At 39.1% G+C, this 17,312-nt stretch carries 17 protein-coding genes; 2 read left to right on the forward strand and 15 right to left on the reverse strand.

Going from position 1 to position 17,312, the window contains the following annotated elements; genetic code table 11:
- Positions 1–690: 690 nt before the first annotated feature.
- From HMPREF9145_RS02620 to holA, 10 genes are all read right to left on the reverse strand, one after another.
- Positions 691–1,023 carry a hypothetical protein gene (locus HMPREF9145_RS02620; RefSeq protein WP_007135886.1) on the reverse strand — a complete coding sequence of 111 codons (333 nt, stop codon included), beginning with the start codon at positions 1,021–1,023 and terminating at the stop codon, positions 691–693.
- A 20-nt stretch (positions 1,024–1,043) separates the two neighbouring features.
- On the reverse strand, positions 1,044–1,568 hold the full coding sequence (locus HMPREF9145_RS02625; RefSeq protein ID WP_021824948.1) for a hypothetical protein: 525 nt from the start codon (positions 1,566–1,568) through the stop codon (positions 1,044–1,046).
- A 445-nt stretch (positions 1,569–2,013) separates the two neighbouring features.
- The gene (locus HMPREF9145_RS02630; RefSeq protein WP_155945255.1) at positions 2,014–2,238 is read right to left on the reverse strand and encodes a hypothetical protein; all 225 of its coding nucleotides are present in this window, start codon (positions 2,236–2,238) and stop codon (positions 2,014–2,016) included.
- 584 nt (positions 2,239–2,822) lie between these two features.
- The gene (locus HMPREF9145_RS02635) at positions 2,823–3,203 is read right to left on the reverse strand and encodes a hypothetical protein (protein ID WP_021824844.1); all 381 of its coding nucleotides are present in this window, start codon (positions 3,201–3,203) and stop codon (positions 2,823–2,825) included.
- Between the two features lie 586 nt (positions 3,204–3,789).
- A complete protein-coding gene (gene aroC / locus HMPREF9145_RS02640) occupies positions 3,790–4,866 on the reverse strand; it encodes a chorismate synthase (protein ID WP_021825118.1) in 1,077 nt (358 codons plus the stop codon).
- Positions 4,867–4,889: 23 nt separating this feature from the next.
- Positions 4,890–5,462, reverse strand: a complete 573-nt coding sequence (locus tag HMPREF9145_RS02645; RefSeq protein ID WP_021825062.1) for an FKBP-type peptidyl-prolyl cis-trans isomerase — start codon at positions 5,460–5,462, stop codon at positions 4,890–4,892.
- 233 nt (positions 5,463–5,695) lie between these two features.
- On the reverse strand, positions 5,696–6,601 hold the full coding sequence (locus HMPREF9145_RS02650) for a dihydroorotate dehydrogenase (protein ID WP_021824972.1): 906 nt from the start codon (positions 6,599–6,601) through the stop codon (positions 5,696–5,698).
- Positions 6,589–7,365, reverse strand: a complete 777-nt coding sequence (locus tag HMPREF9145_RS02655; protein WP_021824946.1) for a dihydroorotate dehydrogenase electron transfer subunit — start codon at positions 7,363–7,365, stop codon at positions 6,589–6,591. Before HMPREF9145_RS02655 ends, HMPREF9145_RS02650 begins: the two co-directional genes overlap by 13 nt.
- Before the next feature lie 58 nt (positions 7,366–7,423).
- Positions 7,424–7,891, reverse strand: a complete 468-nt coding sequence (locus HMPREF9145_RS02660) for a helix-turn-helix domain-containing protein (protein ID WP_036906326.1) — start codon at positions 7,889–7,891, stop codon at positions 7,424–7,426.
- Between the two features lie 775 nt (positions 7,892–8,666).
- Positions 8,667–9,701, reverse strand: coding sequence for a DNA polymerase III subunit delta (gene holA / locus HMPREF9145_RS02665; protein ID WP_021824929.1), 1,035 nt, complete (start codon positions 9,699–9,701; stop codon positions 8,667–8,669).
- Between the two features lie 110 nt (positions 9,702–9,811).
- On the opposite strand from holA, the gene HMPREF9145_RS02670 reads away from it, so the two are divergent.
- Positions 9,812–10,291, forward strand: a complete 480-nt coding sequence (locus HMPREF9145_RS02670; RefSeq protein WP_021824827.1) for a type I restriction enzyme HsdR N-terminal domain-containing protein — start codon at positions 9,812–9,814, stop codon at positions 10,289–10,291.
- 215 nt (positions 10,292–10,506) lie between these two features.
- On the opposite strand, the gene nrdG is transcribed toward HMPREF9145_RS02670, so the two are convergent.
- Positions 10,507–11,016: an anaerobic ribonucleoside-triphosphate reductase activating protein gene (gene nrdG / locus HMPREF9145_RS02675; protein ID WP_021825107.1), complete on the reverse strand. Its 510-nt coding sequence runs from the start codon at positions 11,014–11,016 to the stop codon at positions 10,507–10,509.
- Positions 11,017–11,080: 64 nt separating this feature from the next.
- A complete protein-coding gene (locus HMPREF9145_RS02680; protein ID WP_021825006.1) occupies positions 11,081–13,303 on the reverse strand; it encodes an anaerobic ribonucleoside triphosphate reductase in 2,223 nt (740 codons plus the stop codon).
- Between the two features lie 786 nt (positions 13,304–14,089).
- Between HMPREF9145_RS02680 and yfcE the strand changes: the two genes are divergently transcribed.
- A complete protein-coding gene (gene yfcE, locus HMPREF9145_RS02690) occupies positions 14,090–14,629 on the forward strand; it encodes a phosphodiesterase (protein ID WP_021824833.1) in 540 nt (179 codons plus the stop codon).
- 41 nt (positions 14,630–14,670) lie between these two features.
- Here the strand turns inward: yfcE and HMPREF9145_RS02695 are convergent, their stop codons facing one another.
- From HMPREF9145_RS02695 to HMPREF9145_RS02705, 3 genes are all read right to left on the reverse strand, one after another.
- On the reverse strand, positions 14,671–15,756 hold the full coding sequence (locus HMPREF9145_RS02695) for an AAA family ATPase (protein WP_021825068.1): 1,086 nt from the start codon (positions 15,754–15,756) through the stop codon (positions 14,671–14,673).
- A gap of 61 nt (positions 15,757–15,817) precedes the next feature.
- Positions 15,818–16,288 (reverse strand): helix-turn-helix domain-containing protein, encoded by a 471-nt coding sequence (locus tag HMPREF9145_RS02700; protein ID WP_007135849.1) that lies wholly within the window; start codon positions 16,286–16,288, stop codon positions 15,818–15,820.
- A gap of 183 nt (positions 16,289–16,471) precedes the next feature.
- Positions 16,472–17,308 (reverse strand): zinc ribbon domain-containing protein, encoded by an 837-nt coding sequence (locus HMPREF9145_RS02705; protein WP_021824927.1) that lies wholly within the window; start codon positions 17,306–17,308, stop codon positions 16,472–16,474.
- Positions 17,309–17,312 lie beyond the last annotated feature (4 nt).

A 17,312-nucleotide genomic window follows, 5' to 3' on the forward strand; every position in this document is an offset into this window, starting at 1 on the left:
AAACCCTTCATTTACATTACTCGAATTGATCGGTTCGTTTCTTCTACCCAAGACACATATTGCTATATGTCTCGCTTCTTGTACTACTTCTCTGTTTATGTAAATCTTTTCAAAGAACTCTTTCTTTAGCTTATCAAGAACGTTTATTCTCAAAAGCGAGTGCAAAGGTAATACTATTTTCTTTTCCCTCCAAATGTTTTTAAAGAAAAGTTTGAAAAAACTTCAGAATTGGGGATATTATGAAGCTTAAAGACCTATAAAATAGGAGAAAGCGAATAAAAAAATTGCTAAGGCAACACCTTTTATCTAACTTTATCATGTGGAAGAATGCTTCATTATAGAATCAAACTTTTCTTACGAAGCTATATAATATTAAGGCATACATAACAAAACAAGAGCCAACCAAACAATGGGGCAACCGCAAAAAACTTACTCATGCCCGCTCCCAAACAATCAACCTTCATAAAAAGTGGGGCGACATGCTGATTTAATCAACATATCGCCCCACCCTATATCTTTAAATAAGTATAACGTTGTCTATGTGATTTTACCTTGATAGCTTTCAAGTCACCACCACACATCACCCTCTATATATAATAAGGTACGCTAGAGAAGGCCAACCATTATACTCTACAATGTTTTAAATTCTTTGAGTTTGGCACACTCTTTTCACCTCATCTCAATGCAATATCAAAGTTGTTTTAGATAGCAAGCAAGACCATGACGCTGTCCTAAATACTTGGCATCAAAAGCATCAATGGGCTTTATCTCTTCAATTACATAATTATTTCCATTAAATGTAACTGTATGGCCAACCTGATATTCAGCATTAAAACGCACCATTTGCTTTTTACAACGTTCTGATACACCAAAAAATATCATGCGCGCCGACCCATCTGAAAAAACTTCTATTTTGGGTTTAAACTTTCCATAGTTGATATGATACCAAACACCAACAACAATTATAGCAATGCCGAAAATGATAACAAAGGCTGCCAACCAATAATAAGTACTTTCTTCCATAGCTTATAATCCTCTTGTTCTTATAATTTACGATACTTATTAAGATTCCAGTTGGCATAACGTTGCAAGTTCTTGTGCAACACATCAGCTTGAGAGAAATACTCCCAAGGTATAGCTTTTGCTGAAATTTTCAAGACTGCACACTCAATAAAGATACTATTCTGAAATTCACCATAATGTACATACACTTGATCGAAATCCACTTTTTGAAGTTTTCCACCCATCGTTACAAAACCGATACCGTCATTAAAGATGCAAATTTCTTCAAAAGGACGTTTCTCTTTCAACTTTAATAGTGTGCCAATAACCAGCGGAATGGCAATAAACCAAATTCCATTGATGAGAAACTTCACTCCAGATGTAACCCAATCAACATTCTTCAAAGCATCAGCAAAGTTAAGCATTGCCACTTGTACTGCCGGCATGCGTGTCACAATTAAGATTACAAGGAACACAGCCCAGCCTTGAACGACCCTTTTCCACTTTTCAAAACCTTCATAATTACTTGCCTCTAAAACATGTTTAGATATTAAACTCTCTTCCATTTCTTTGTTTTTTATTGTTAGATTCTACTGACAAAGTTAACGAAATCCATTCAATAAACCAATTATTGTCCTTGTTTTTTAACATTCTTGCTATAACTCGGATGCAATACGACACATCCAACACACCGACATTCCATAAAACACAGACATAGAAACATCAAAAAATTGCAGAAAGATGCAACTATTTCGTTTAAAAAAGAAGTTCAAAATATAATTCGTTTGAAACCAAATATATCAGTCCATAAACTATACTTAGTCATGTATATAAATTCTATCAATTTATAGTATGACTAAACTCAACTTTATTTCTTCTTGGTAAACCATTTCGTTTGATCGAGTCTTTCGATGATAGTCAAACGCGATTGGTCGCCTTTTCCAGACTAAACATTATTTCATAATTGTAATTACAAACTATAACATTACCGTATTTGTCTACGACTCCCCTTTAGTTTCCTTTCCAACTATCTTCAAACTCATCGTCCCAAACAAAGTTTTTCTTTACCAAATTGTTCTCCCCGCCATGATGAGAATCACCTTTTTCTGCACCAATTCCATCTGAATCAGCAAGAAGTAAACTCTCATCCAAACATTGACAAAATGTGCTCTCAGGTCTAACGTAGCGTTTTCCATTTACTTTCACCATATTAACCAAATGATTTAATTTGTTCATTTCTGAGCATATTTCTATGTGATGACCCATACGAACAACTTTCATCACAACACCGATCAAAATCACTTTTCATCTCATGCCCATGTATCCACTACATGATAGCTACATGTTCACATACGATGCAAATATAACAATATTTTAATAACATTCATATTTATACGCAAAAATTATTCGTTTATATGTCATAAAAACTGTTCTGTATGTGAAATTCATTGATTTATCATTATAAAATGACATATATTGCCGCCTAATTTGCCACTTTTTACCGAACAAACTATGGCTTTTTACCGCGTAAAACAGGTGAGATTGAATTACGTTATGCACAAGAGAACATTCTCAAATGAAATTGAAAGAGAGTTGGTCTGTTCATAAGCAAAGGATAGCATGACACACAAGGCATCAGAAATAAGGTGAATATTGTGGATGAAATCAATCCATGGTAGATGAAAAATAAGGTATCACGATGCCTATTATCAAGCATTTTTAAGAACAACTCTTTTTAATCGACGCTATAAAACAAAGAAGGCCGGATATCTGTTTCACCAGATATCCAGCCTGTTATATTTCTCTCTCTTAAACCTCGACTACTTATTCAAACCACGATTATTCATCGTTGTGTTGAGCAACAAAAGATATTTGCTGTACTGACTGTTGTTCAAGATATAGTGCATATACTTGAGATTCTTCTCAATGGCTTTGTCAACCATACCTTTACGCTCATCTTTTGGAGCATTAGCAGCATTCATCATCTCGATGCAGAAAGTCTTATGCACATCTTCAACGCTTTCCAATTGATCCATTGACAAGCCAAGAGCCTCTGCAAGTTTGCTGTAATTAACGCTCATATCGTAAGCTGCTACAGTGTTAGTTGCCTTTGTGTTCTCACCTTCGGCAAACGCCATTGTCATACTCATCAATGCTACAAGTGTCAAAATCATCTTCTTCATAATCTCTTTACCTTTCATTTCTTTTAGAACTCCTACCTTGTTTCAGAGTTCGAATTATACATATTATTTTGTTCCTAAAAACTCTTTATCTCTTAAAGACATTGCAAAGGTAGACCAAAATCACTTTACTTGCAAGAATTTATAAGATTGTTTGCGTAAACAGATACTTTTATTGATATAAATCAATAATACATATTACGAATTAAAAGCAAAGGTGTTGCAAATAAATTAAATCGTATTTTTAAATTGGATTCTGCTTAATGATTTACTCCTTATTATATAACCACTGCACAGAATAACCAGGAAACGAATATTAAATAAGCGAAGAAGTGGGAGCAAGACTATGGCCTTGCGTTATTTTATGTCACTAACGAAATCATTGAAAGTAGGCCTCCACACTGCGTTTTAATGGTATGCAGCTCGCATGATGACAAAATAAATGAGGGTAGTCAACTGACTACCCTCAACCAACACAAAAACTAAACTAGACTTAACTAAAACGATTACCGATTCTCTCGAACCTCTTAATCGTAGATGCAAATATAATATCTTCTATCGTTAAATCGAAAAAATTGAATAAAAAACAGCAAAAAAAATGCTATTTCTATATTTTTATGGTCAAATTTAGAAGATAATTGTCTAATATTACCATAGCTGCCATTGCTTCAACAATGGGAACTGCTCTTGGCAACACACATGGATCATGACGTCCACGCACATCGATTGTCGTTTCATGCCCATGGATGTCTACGGTATTCTGCGGCATAAGAAGGGTGGCAACAGGCTTGAATGCAACACGAAAAACAATATCTTGTCCGTTACTGATTCCTCCTTGAATGCCTCCACTATTATTAGTCAGGACTGAAATTTGGTCATTTTTGTTCACAAACACATCATTCATCTCACTTCCTCTATGCCCCACTCCGGCGAAACCCATGCCATATTCAAAGCCTTTTGCAGCATTGATACTCAACATTGCAGCCCCCAACTGAGCATGAAGCTTGCCAAATTCGGGTTCGCCAAGCCCCACCGGACAGCCTTGAATCACACAAGTGATAACCCCACCGATGGTATCTCCTTCGGCTTTCACCTGCTCAATGAGCGCTGCCATGCGTGAAGCGGTGGGCTGATCTGGGCACCTCACATCGTTGTTATCAATGGTATTGAGGTCATAATCCTGGTAATTGCGCTCGAGAACAATGTCACCTACCTGAGAAGTATAGGCCTTGATATTGATTTTCAACTTGCGAAGTGCGAGCTTAGCCAAGGCACCTGCCACGCAACGCGCTATCGTAATGCGGGCTGAAGAACGTCCACCTCCACGATGATCACGTAGACCATACTTCATTTGGAATGTGAAATCGGCATGTGACGGACGGAAGATGTCGCGCAGATTATCATAGTCTTTCGAATGTTGATTAGTGTTATAAACAGCAAAACCAATAGGCGCACCAGTTGATTTCCCTTCAAACACACCACTCAAAAACTCCACATGATCGGGTTCTGTACGGCTCGTGGTAAGCTTACTCTGGCCGGGACGTCGTCGGTTTAGTTCGTGTTGAACGAATGCTTCGTTGATTTCTACCCCGGCAGGCATACCATCTACCACGCCCCCGACAGCCACTCCGTGACTCTCACCAAAAGTGGTCAGCGTGAATATATTGCCGAAACTGTTCTTCATTAGCCCCATTTCTTCACCTTATATTAATGGCAACCGCCACCACATCCACCTTCACAACCGCCTTCACTGCAGCTGCCTCCACAGCCAGAACAGCCACCTTCGCCGTTGAGCATACTCATATATTTAGAGATTTCCTCATTCGTTGCCTCGCGACTCTCTAAGATTTCGCCAACGAAATTCAATGATTTGCCTGCCAATGGATGATTAAGATCAACCTTTACCTTGTCGTCTTTAATGGCCAAAACACGGGCATTGAAGCGGTTTCCGTCTTCATTTTGCAATGGAATGATAGCATCTACCACGATATGTTCCTCGTCAAACTTACCATTTACGCTAAAGATTGCCTTGTCAAGTTCAAGTACATGCTCGGGATGATGCGTCCCATAAGCTTGTTCTGACGTAAGCGTGAAGTCGAAATGATCACCTTTTTTCAGGTCAACCAAAGCCTGTTCAAAAGCTGGAATCGTAATACCAAAACCACTGATAAACTCGAATGGGCGACCTTCTATCGTCTCTTCTACCAATTCTTTCTTGCCATCTGTCACATCATAGAGTGCATAAGAGGCTGCGATGTACTTATTATTATTCTGTTCCATTTTATTTATTATTATTTAATTTATTTCTGTTTGATTGATGTTTACTTCCGTTTTACAACTCATTTTAGTGAACTTATCGCGTGATTATTGTTCATTTGAAGCGCATTCAGACCTTATCTGTCACGTGTTCGCACTTCGATAGCGACATCTATCCCCCAAAAAGTTGTATACACACATTGTCTAAGGCGATTAAACGCTTTCAAATAGGCACATACCTCATGCGAAATTTGCAATTAAATCACTCCGATGATTTCGCTAACACTGCTGCAACCATGGGCATCAAGCCAAGTGTTCAGCCCATCTTTCACCTTCTTTGTGATGGTAGGATCAACGAAATTAGCCGTCCCTATCTCTATAGCCGTGGCACCACACATTAGGAATTCGATGGCATCTTCTGTGCTGCTGATTCCTCCTAAGCCTATAACAGGAATCTTAACTGCATGTGCAACATCGTAAACCATACGCAAAGCAACAGGCTTAACGGCTGGACCACTCAACCCACCAGTACGAATACTCAGCAAAGGTTGACGCTTTTCAATGTCTATAGCCATGCCCATGAGTGTGTTAATCAACGACACAGCATCAGCTCCTTCGGCTTCACAGGCGCGCGCAATTGAGGCAATGTCTGTAACGTTTGGTGAGAGTTTGACAATCAAAGTCTTGTGATAAATGGCCCTAACGGCCTTTACAATGCTTGCTGCTCCCTCGCAAGTTACACCAAAAGCCATGCCACCTTCTTTGACGTTTGGACAGCTAATATTTAGTTCTATGGCAGGAATAGCTTCAAGAGTATCTATTATTTGTGCACATTCTGCATAGGTTTCAGCACTGTTTCCGCTTACATTGACAATCATATTTGTGTCAATATCCTTAATCAACGGATAGATATGTGTGGCAAAATAGTCTACACCTTTGTTCTGAAGTCCAACGCAATTAAGCATTCCACTGGCTGTTTCGGCCATACGAGGATAGTCATTTCCCTGTCGCGGATGAAGCGTTGTACCCTTCACAATGATGCCCCCAATCTCATCAAGTGGCACCAAATCGGCAAACTCTAAACCATAACCAAAAGTTCCCGAAGCTGTCATCACGGGATTCTTCAATGCTAATTGATTTATCTTTACACTTAGATCTGCCATAACAACTGATTAATATTTAACACAGGTCCGTCTGTACACACACAGCGATTCCCTTCATTTGTCTTCTCAACACAACATAAACACGCACCGAGACCACACGCCATTTTATTCTCCAAAGAGACTTCACAAGTGATGCCATTAGCCTTTGCATAGCGCGCAACACTCATCATCATAGGCTTTGGCCCGCATGTAGCGATGCGCGAAAACTTTTCTTTTTGGAGCACCGAATGATTGGTAACAAATCCTTTTTCGCCCAAACTTGCGTCTTCAGTCGTAATAAAAACGCGTCCAAGTTGATTGAATTGGTCAACTTCCAAAAGGTCCTCGCGCGTACGCGCACCTAATAAGAAGGTTGGAATTCCACCTCTTTTCTTGATCTCATAGCCTAAATGGAGTAAGGGAGCAATACCAACTCCGCCTCCAACTAACAGCATTTTTTCATTTGAATCGACTGGAAGTGTAAAGCCATTCCCCAAAGGATAAAGACAATTTAGCTGTGATCCAGGCTTGAGTTTCCCTAATTGTCGGGTACCATTTCCAACCATTGCGACAAGTAACCACAACTCGTTTTTCTGGTCATCTACAAAGTTTATTGAAATGGGGCGCCGAAGATAAGTTGACGGAGAATGGTCAACTCGTACTTCAACAAACTGCCCCGGCGTTATCTCGGGTAGAGGTTTGTCTGCCATAAGCTTTAAAAGCACATGCTTAGGGCTAAGCATCTCTACCGATGTTACCGTCAGGTCTTGAACGAATTTCTTCATCTTTGCTTTTGTAATAGGTTAATGCAAAGATAAGAAAAAAAACTAAATAGAACAATAGTTAACTCTTTTGAGGGACAAAAGTCTCCCAAGTACTGTCATCATAAAAGACCCGAATTTCGACAATCTTACGCTGCTTATTGTCAATTATTTTGGTAATTATATTATGGTTATTATTGCGTGTCGAATCAACACCCTGCGAATTATTTTGGTTAGAAGGTGGAGTTGTAACAACATTTGAGGCTTCTGCAAAGTCAACCATTAACTCTTGTGGAGTAGAAGGGGTATTTTTCGTGGTTGATTCTGAATCAGATTTGCCAGTCATGTACATCGGTCCTGTACCAAACAAAAGCCAATCGGTTGACAGATTAGGAAGCTTCGACTTGATAGCTTCAGCTATTGCCAAGGTCGGTTTGGTCCTCCCGGTAAAGATGCTACTAAGAGAAGCCGGTGAGATTTGTATGAACTGAGCAAACGTTTGTTGAGTCATGTGCTGACTCTCCATAATCATTTTTATTCGATCTTTCATAAGCTTGTAAGACGTAAAAAAGGGGATTTACCCCTAATTTCATTGATTTTACAAAAGTAAAACAAAAAAACGAGATGTGCAACAATTGTATACACTATTTTGAATCTTACATTTTACATTTACAAATATATAATTTCATATTATATATACAACTTAATAGTAATGAAATGTAAATCACTACGTTCCTAAATTTACATTCTAAAATCAGATATTATCATGTCTATAATGAAATGATACATACTATTTGATTATAAGATAGTTATATATTAGCATTATACTGATATAGCCGTGATTATGCAATATAAATGGAGTTACAAAGTGATATTATATGATATTTAGTGCAGAAATATAGGTTATCTAACTGAATATCAATATAGTTATTGCGTAAAATAAGGCTAAGTATAAGTATACATATAAATATATAGACCTAAATATATACGTTTTTATATTGTAATGTGAATCATAAATATTAATTTGTATATAGATATTGTTCATTTACAAACATAAAATCATGCAACGTTTTGTATTATATTAATTCGTAAATTACAAGATTGTAAATATTAATAAAACTTAATTGTAAATCTAAGCAGGCTGAAAACGCTTAAAAATGAAATAGAGAGCGTATTCTGAACAGATGCCTTATTGGTTGAAAATACGCGAGTTTTAGAGGGGGGTAAAAAGGGTTAAATCGCTTATTTTTAGTGATTTAACCCTAAAAAAAGTGCCCCTTTGGAGCACTCATTCTACGAAAAAATAAGGTAAAAATAGGGCATTTTTAGTGCAAAATGAAGAAAATTAGCTCCTTCATCAACTCACCTGGGCCCGTATTTGGGTTGTCTAACCCCTTACTTTTGGCATCTATTTCTCTAATCTTAGAAATTATCTGCATGGTTTTCATTCCCGAGTAATTTCGCATTCCGATAATATACTCTTTGGCAGCCCATGCATTTCTCAATTCCAAGTAATTCGCAACAGCATTTTCATTGTTTCTATTTGGCGCATAATATGCTATCATCAGATTTTCGAAGTAAGTAAAGATCATTGGGAGAAATGAAAACAATGATCCAGCCTTTGGATTGTTGTCAAAATATTTTATGATTAAATTCGCCTTGTAAATGTCACGATATATGATTGCGTTTCGTAGTTCGAAAGCATTGAAATCTTTACTTACTCCTATCTCCTTTTCAACCACTTCAGGAGTCACTCTCCCATTCGTTGTCAAATGAGACAACAACAACTTATCGAGTTCCGAGGTTAATCTATTGAGATCAGCTCCTACATGATCGGCTATCATCTGTGCTGCTTTCGGTTCGATTGCGACTTGATGTTGGCGCAAATAAGTTTCGATAAATCCAGGCAACTCACGCTCATAGAGTTTCTTACTCTCAAAGATGACGCCACCACCAGCCTGTGCTGAAGGGATAATCTTCTTTCTTTTATCAATACTTCCGTTCTTATGACAGAGCACAAGTATCGTAGAAGCAACTGGATTTTTGAAATATTTCTCCAACGCTTCTGTACCTTTAAGATTTTGCGATTCCTTCACAATAACGACTCGTTTTTCGGCCATCATCGGATAAGCCTTAGCAGAATCTACGATTTGCGAAGCCGTAACATCAGCTCCAAAGACGATATTCTGGTTGAAATCACGCTCTTCTGGTTTCAACACATGAGTCGCAATATAATCTGAAATCTTATCAATATAATAGGATTCCTCACCCATTAATATATAAATAGGTGAAAAACGGCGCGCTTCCAAGTCGCGCATAATCGTTTCATACGATGGTCCTGTATTTTTCTTTTCAGGCATCTCGCTATATTATTTTAATTGTTTACCTTTGCAACAGACTGAAAACGAAAGCTTCATCAAAAACGAAAAGCAAGCTCTTCAGCCGTTTCTATTTTTGCAAAAATAATAAAATGATTCCATTAAACCTACCTGATTATGAAATAAAGTTATCGGGCTCACTGACAAAACCAATGATTTTCGATATTCTTCGTGGCAAATATGTCGCTCTCACTCCAGAAGAATGGGTACGTCAACACTTTGTCCACTTTTTGATAAATCATAAAGGTTACCCCGCAACCCTTTTGGCAAACGAGGTCAAACTCAATGTTGGCGATAAAAAACTTCGTGCAGATACGGTTCTCTATTCACGCCAACTCAAACCGCAGGTTATTATCGAATACAAGGCTCCTCAAATTGAAATCACACAGAAAGTGTTTGATCAGATAATGGTTTATAATATGCTGCTCCACGTAGACTATCTCATTGTGTCTAATGGGATAAAACACTACTGCTGTAAAATCGATTATAACAATCAAAAATATTTATATTTAGAGGACATCCCAAACTACGATATTATTTTACAAAATAAGGCTGATATTGATTCAAAATAAACGTTTTTATTTCATGCTTATTTAAGAAAATAAAAACAAACAGCACTAAATCATCGCACAATCTACGCCTTTTCACCGCACATTATGACGCATTTTAGCGCCTAAAATAACGCATATCGCGATGCAAACTGCATGGGATTAAAAATAACGCCCTATACATCACAATAAAGAAAGAAAGGAAAAGTAAAACAACTTGGCATTTGCAGCGAAGTGCATCAAATGCCAAGGTCCATCGGATGATAATCAAGTAGCACAGCAACGCCCTCTTCTAACGAGCGCTTTACATCTATAAGTCGCTGATTTCTACTCCCTCTGAAGATTAAATCTGTGTCACGTTGTGCCTCAATATAAGGGCCATCAACGAGTACATCTACGTATTGTAACAATGCTTTTTGACGCTCATTCAGACACAAATTCTCAAAAACGAAGCCGCTATAACACCAGATTGTCTTCTTCGTTTCAGCCTTAATAGCCTTTGCCAAAGCCAAAAAACCTTCGGGTTGGAACATTGGATCGCCGCCCGTAAAGGTCACATTGGCAAATGGGTCCTTCTTGATTTCACGCAGAATCTCTTCTGTTTCCATCATCGTTCCATGATGAATATCCCACGATTGCGGGTTATGACAGCCGGGACAAGCATTCGGACATCCGGCACAATAAATGGAAGTACGGAATCCTGGCCCATCAACCATCGTGTCGTGCACTATACTCAATACGCTAATCATTTGTTATTTTCAACACAAAACATCAAAAAAAATCCCCTCCCTTCTTATCGGGAGGGGAACAATATTATTCACATTTGCCATCGACATGCGTCACGCGGTCGTTGAGTTCGGCCAATTTCCCCTGGTTCCAACGGTCGGTTGTACCCACCAAATAGCCTGTAATGCGTTGCAATTTATCGATATGTTGGCTGCCACATTTAGGGCAAACATCGAGCTTTGTGTCTGCATTCTCATAGCCACAATCCATACATCGGTTGCGGTTATGATTCACACTGCCGTATCCAATGTTTAGTTTGTCCATCATATCTACTACATTTGAGATGACTTCCGGGTTATGCGTTGCGTCGCCATCTATCTCTACATAGAAGATATGTCCACCTCGAGTTAGGTCATGATATGGTGCTTCTATCTCTGCTTTATGCAAGGCAGAACACTTATAATAGACTGGAACGTGATTGGAATTTGTATAGTAATCGCGGTCTGTAATGCCTTCTATTGCACCATAACGCTTACGATCAAACTTCGTGAAACGACCAGAAAGACCTTCTGCAGGCGTAGCCAACACACTATAGTTATGCTGATAACGCTCAGAGAATTCATTGGCGCGGTCGCGCATATAGGTCACAATCTTCAGTCCTAAGGCTTGCGCTTCATCACTTTCTCCATGATGTTTGCCTACCAAAGCCTTCAAACATTCAGCCAAACCAATGAAACCAATGCCTAAGGTGCCCTGATTGATGACACTTTCTATCGTGTCTGAGGGCTGCAACTTATCGCAATCAATCCATAATTTGGTCATTAACAGCGGGAATTGCTTGGCAAACGCGGTCTTCTGGAATTGGAAACGATCGTCAAGTTGCTTTGCCGTTATCTCAAGCATACGGTCAAGTTTGGCAAAGAAAGCATTGATTCTTTCCTCCTTATTCCCTATTTGCATGCACTCAATGGCAAGCTTAACGATGTTTATTGTGGTAAAACTTAGGTTGCCACGAGCTACACTTGTCTTCGCGCCGAAGCGGTTTTCAAACACTCGAGTGCGGCATCCCATCGTAGCAATCTCCCACAAATAACGCTTCGGATCGTCTGCTTTCCAATTACTATTCTGGTTGAAAGTGGCATCAAGATTCAAGAAATTAGGGAAGAATCTGCGTGCAGTTACCTTACAAGCCAACTGATAAAGGTCGTAGTTTCGGTCTTCGGGAAGGTAGTTTACCCCACGTTTCTTCTTCCAAATCTGTATGGGAAAGATGGCTGTTTCACCATTACCTACACCCTCATATGTAGATTTCAACAACTCGCGCATAATGCAACGACCTTCTGCAGAAGTATCCGTTCCATAGTTTATAGATGAGAAAACCACCTGATTTCCACCTCTACTGTGGATAGTATTCATGTTATGAATGAAGGCTTCCATAGCTTGATGCACGCGGTTTACAGTCTTATTCTTTGCATGTTGGCAAAGACGCGCGTCACCTTCTAAGCCATCAAGCTCCTTCAACAGGAAGTCATCAAAAGCTATATCATAAAGCGATGAAAGGTCACGCCCAGTGAGTTTCTCCAAGTTTTTCACCTCTTCTATATAAGAACTGCGTACATAGGGTGCAAGATAGAAGTCAAAAGCTGGGATAGCTTGCCCTCCGTGCATCTCATTTTGGCATGTTTCCAAAGAGATACACGCCAAGACTGCCGCTGTCTCTATACGCTTTGCAGGGCGTGAAGAGCCATGTCCGGCAACAAAACCATGCTCAAGAATATGGTCAAGCGGATGCTGAACACAAGTCAAACTCTTTGTGGGATAGTAGTCCTTATCATGAATGTGAATATAGTTATGAGCCACTGCATCGCGCACTTCATCTGCCAACAGGTAGTCATCAACGAAAGGTTTCGTTGTTTCTGATGCGAATTTCATCATCATACCAGCAGGCGTATCTGCATTCATATTGGCATTTTCGCGCGTAACATCATTGTTTTTGATGTTCACAATCTCCATAAACACGTCGCGCGTCTTGGCCTTTCGTGCAATACTTCGTTGGTTTCGGTAAGCTATATAGCGTTGCGCCACATCCTTTCTTGCACTCTTCATGAGTTCCATTTCTACGGAATCCTGAATCTTTTCCACGGTCATTTGGCTCTTGCCATGAATGGAAATATGGTCTGTTATCTTCTGAACCAGCGCGTCATCCTCGCCCTTTTCTGTGTGCATCATGGCCTTTCTGATGGCTGCCATGATTTTCTGCTCGTTGAAACCGACTATTCGTCCGTCTCTCTTTACTACTGTTTGTATCATTTTTATAAAGGTGAATATGTTTTGATTTCCATTGCAAAGATAGCATATTAAATACTAAGTTTATCATTTTGGATAACTTTTTGCATGTTAATAAATGTCAAGTTGCTAATTAACAACACGTTACAAAAAGTTTTGGAAAACTTTGTTTATTTCATCAATTAAATTAGTTTTCAAAATCGAAAACAAAAGATTACAAAATAAAGTTACTGGTATTACATTTTAAATAAGCTAAAACATAAACGAGAAATCAAAAAGAAACTATAGGAATCCCATGTACTTCAAGGCCTTACCTCACTAAAAACGGCATTAAAACACCCTATATTTTACACAAAATGTAATACACTTTATCACATGGCATGATGCATTACGCGCCAAAAGATTCGGGATAAAACAAAATAAGGCTCCACGACCTGGGTTGTAATTTCTATGGAATCACTCGACAATTTGAATCATTTCACCATATGATTTGAGTCAAAAAGCAAGGCAAACTATGCCAAATTGCAACGCACGCTGATAGAGGCGATATCTGCTTGGAATAAATCTTAGCTTATAAAGCCCTATGGCTCATCTCAAACTAAGATATGACATGAAACCCTACGGAACAAAGATTATCACACCACAAGCCATAACACACGTTATAAAAAACTTTCAAATAGCCTCTGAATTGGGCGTTGTAACAAAATTCGGCGCATTATTCGATGCCAAAATTTGTGTATTTCAGAGAAATTTCCGAATATTGCACAGGAGTTTATCTCCAACAAAACATTAGCTATATAAAAAGAGAATATGAAATATTTATTGGTATCCGACATCCACGGATCATTGCCAGCATTGGAAAAAGTGATAGATTTCTATCATCAACAGCATTGTGACATGATGTGCATTATGGGCGATATACTGAATTATGGACCACGAAATGGCTTGCCAGAAGGCCTAAATCCCAAGGCTATTGCTGAAAAACTGAATGCTATTGCCGATGAGATTGTGGCCGTGAGAGGCAATTGTGACTCAGAAGTTGACCAGATGTTGCTTTCTTTTCCGATACTCCAAGACTACATGTTACTCGTAGATAATGGTAAGAAACTATTGCTAACCCATGGTCATATATATAATAAGGAGAACCGCCCCAAGGGAAATTTCGACGCAATCATCTACGGACATACGCACCTTTGGGAGCTCGAAAGAGAAGAAAACAGCGTGATTTGCAACACGGGTTCAGTTACTTTTCCCAAAGGAGGCAACCCTCCTACACTCGGAACTTATGAAGATGGGGTGATAAAAATATTCCATCTTAACGGCAATCTGCTAAAACAGATAGCCCTTTAAGATGGAATAGGCATCATAATATCGCTTTGAAAAGGAGATGTTTACCCTTTCAAGGCGATATTATAATTATAATATTTCTGCACGCCTGTAATGTCTTGAAGGACCTTTATGAATGGAGGGAAGTTCACAGATTCCTTTTCTGCTATGCCTTTTGTTTCCAAAATCATCAGTCCTTTGACGGGTTTATGAAACTTATCTAATTCAAAATATTGCCCCTTCCAAATGAAACTCTTGCGTGTTTTCTGTATCATTTGGCGATAAGGGTCGGCCTGTTGTAACAACGATGAATAGAGATTCTTACTAATTTGGCGTTCCGTTTCAAGCTGTTCTGTATCAGAAATGTTCTTCTTTGTCGTGTGTACATAGACATTTTTGCCTTGCCAACCACGACAACGAAGCCTTACTTCGCAGCCAGGTTCAGCCACAAGATACGTCTGAGTGATTTCACTTTCGATGCAATTTGGTATTTCTCCCGTTAATTCTACAATGTATTTACGTTCCTCAACAATAGGTTGTGGAATGCCAAGTACACTCGAAATCTCCTTTAAAACACGATGAAGCTTGTTGTTAAAGTCCTCATGATTGTTGATAACCCTTAGGTGAGGATGCCCTGTCCAGGCTTCAATCACCTTCTTATCAAGCTCTCGTGCCAGCTCCAAACCTTCCGTTCTTTGCTTATTATTGCTTGTAATATAGAATTGTTCTGCCCCATCTGCGGCCGAAACTAAATGCAAAACAGCATCATAACGAGCGTCACGAAGCTCGTTGGTATTAGTCCCAACAGCAGCTGTTATGGCATCCCACATCTCGGGTTTCATATATGCCGAGATATCCATTGCACCGCGATCACAAATGATTAAGGCAGGTTCCTCACACTGTTCTGCCATGTGTAGGAACTTATCTTCAAGCGAAAGCTGAATCTCAAGCGTAGCTTTCTCACCCTCATAAAAGAGATTTTTGTTCGTCGTTAGATAGTCCATACCCGACTGACTGAACATGGTTGGCACCTCAGGTATTGTGAATACCTTATAACCAAGACTTGAAAAATGTTCTATTATCTTAACTAAGGCCGTCGTTTTCCCGGCACAAGGTCCACCTGTGAGAACGATTCTCTTAATCTCTTTCATTTATTTCGTTGTGTAGAATTAAACTACAAAGTTAAGCTAAAAAAAGCATTTAAGCAAATTTTCAAGCGCTTTTACGTGATCTTCCACGTGTACCCTTGGGCTTAGCTAATTCTGGATGGCTTTCAATATAATTCTGACGATACTGTCGAGGAGTCATGTTCTTGAAACGAAAGAAGGCTCCATAGAAGCTCTGTCGATTCGCAAAGCCGACCTTTTCGCCTATATCTTCGATGCGATATTTTAGATATCGTGGGTCAACAAGCATTGACATGGCTTCGTTTACGCGCTGAGCATTAACCAAACCACAATAGTTCGTATGGAAACGCTCGGCACAAACTGCTGAGATATAACGCACATTGGTTCCTAAATCGTCTGCCAACTGCTTGGCGCTATAGTCTTTGTCCTTATACTTCTGCTCGATAATAATCTTTTGATTGATTCTTTCTTGCAGATCATCTTTTACCTCTGAGCTCATCAGAACACGATAAACGGCAGACCGTTCCCGTTTTTCCGTAATGTTATACTTAGGCATCTTCTCGCTAATATTTATTATATTAAGTTATTCTGATATACAATCCGCAGATTGTTTTATGGGTTAAAATACCATTATTAGTTGCAAATTTAATAAGAAAAAAGGAAAGAACGCAAGACAAAACATAAAAAAAGCTGAAAGATTATCAATCTTTCAGCTTTTTGTTTCATTATTCCTTATAATTTATTCTGCTGCCTCTGATTCTTCTTTCTTTTTGCGAACAGAACGTTTTGCGCGTTTAGGCTTCTCGTCAGTTACGGCTTTTTCGGTCTTCACTCCAGCCAATTCAGGGTCAATCATAATGCGACCACAGTATTCACAGACGATAATCTTCTTGTGCATCTTAATATCTAACTGGCGCTGTGGAGGGATTTTATTAAAGCAACCGCCACAAGCGTCACGCTGAACATAAACAATACCCAAGCCATTGCGAGCGTTTTTACGAATACGTTTGAAGCTTGTCAGCAAGCGAGACTCTATCTTTGTCTCAAGATCTTTAGCCTTTGCTTTCAGCTTTTCCTCTTCTTCGCGCGTCTCTTGCATTATCTCATCCAGCTCATCTCGCTTCTCATTGAGGTCTTCTTCGCGTTCACTTATGCTCTGTTCTGTCTTTTCTAAGTCGCGCTTACACTCATCAATCTTGACTACCGCCTCTTTAATCTTCTTGTTACAAAGTTCAATTTCCAACTCCTGGAACTCTATTTCCTTTGTCAAAGTGTCATATTCGCGGTTATTCTTTACATCATTCAATTGCGCTTTATAACGCTCCACACTGGCTTCTGCATCAGCAATCTCGTGCTGTTTTTGGCCAACTGCGTTCTGAAACTCTTTGATTTCTCTTTGGATTTTCTCTACACGTATGTGCAAACCCGCTAGTTCATCCTCCAAATCTTGAACCTCCAAAGGTAGTTCTCCGCGTAAAGCTTTCTTCTCATCAATGCTACTCAATGTCATCTGTAGTTGGTAAAGAGTCTTCAATTTCTCTTCAACAGACAGATCTGTAGGGTCTTTCTTTGCCATAATA

This window comes from Segatella salivae F0493 (genome assembly GCF_000477535.1).
Taxonomy (GTDB): domain Bacteria; phylum Bacteroidota; class Bacteroidia; order Bacteroidales; family Bacteroidaceae; genus Prevotella; species Prevotella salivae.

What these genes read in the sequence shown, in the direction of transcription:
- HMPREF9145_RS02620 (WP_007135886.1), bottom strand. Translation starts at nt 1,023, where the DNA reads ATGGAAGAAAGTACTTATTATTGGTTGGCAGCCTTTGTTATCATTTTC.
- HMPREF9145_RS02625 (WP_021824948.1), bottom strand. Translation starts at nt 1,568, where the DNA reads ATGGAAGAGAGTTTAATATCTAAACATGTTTTAGAGGCAAGTAATTAT.
- HMPREF9145_RS02630 (WP_155945255.1), bottom strand. Translation starts at nt 2,238, where the DNA reads ATGAACAAATTAAATCATTTGGTTAATATGGTGAAAGTAAATGGAAAA.
- HMPREF9145_RS02635 (WP_021824844.1), bottom strand. Translation starts at nt 3,203, where the DNA reads ATGAAAGGTAAAGAGATTATGAAGAAGATGATTTTGACACTTGTAGCA.
- aroC (WP_021825118.1), bottom strand. Translation starts at nt 4,866, where the DNA reads ATGAAGAACAGTTTCGGCAATATATTCACGCTGACCACTTTTGGTGAG.
- HMPREF9145_RS02645 (WP_021825062.1), bottom strand. Translation starts at nt 5,462, where the DNA reads ATGGAACAGAATAATAATAAGTACATCGCAGCCTCTTATGCACTCTAT.
- HMPREF9145_RS02650 (WP_021824972.1), bottom strand. Translation starts at nt 6,601, where the DNA reads ATGGCAGATCTAAGTGTAAAGATAAATCAATTAGCATTGAAGAATCCC.
- HMPREF9145_RS02655 (WP_021824946.1), bottom strand. Translation starts at nt 7,365, where the DNA reads ATGAAGAAATTCGTTCAAGACCTGACGGTAACATCGGTAGAGATGCTT.
- HMPREF9145_RS02660 (WP_036906326.1), bottom strand. Translation starts at nt 7,891, where the DNA reads ATGAAAGATCGAATAAAAATGATTATGGAGAGTCAGCACATGACTCAA.
- holA (WP_021824929.1), bottom strand. Translation starts at nt 9,701, where the DNA reads ATGCCTGAAAAGAAAAATACAGGACCATCGTATGAAACGATTATGCGC.
- HMPREF9145_RS02670 (WP_021824827.1), top strand. Translation starts at nt 9,812, where the DNA reads ATGATTCCATTAAACCTACCTGATTATGAAATAAAGTTATCGGGCTCA.
- nrdG (WP_021825107.1), bottom strand. Translation starts at nt 11,016, where the DNA reads ATGATTAGCGTATTGAGTATAGTGCACGACACGATGGTTGATGGGCCA.
- HMPREF9145_RS02680 (WP_021825006.1), bottom strand. Translation starts at nt 13,303, where the DNA reads ATGATACAAACAGTAGTAAAGAGAGACGGACGAATAGTCGGTTTCAAC.
- yfcE (WP_021824833.1), top strand. Translation starts at nt 14,090, where the DNA reads ATGAAATATTTATTGGTATCCGACATCCACGGATCATTGCCAGCATTG.
- HMPREF9145_RS02695 (WP_021825068.1), bottom strand. Translation starts at nt 15,756, where the DNA reads ATGAAAGAGATTAAGAGAATCGTTCTCACAGGTGGACCTTGTGCCGGG.
- HMPREF9145_RS02700 (WP_007135849.1), bottom strand. Translation starts at nt 16,288, where the DNA reads ATGCCTAAGTATAACATTACGGAAAAACGGGAACGGTCTGCCGTTTAT.
- HMPREF9145_RS02705 (WP_021824927.1), bottom strand. Translation starts at nt 17,308, where the DNA reads ATGGCAAAGAAAGACCCTACAGATCTGTCTGTTGAAGAGAAATTGAAG.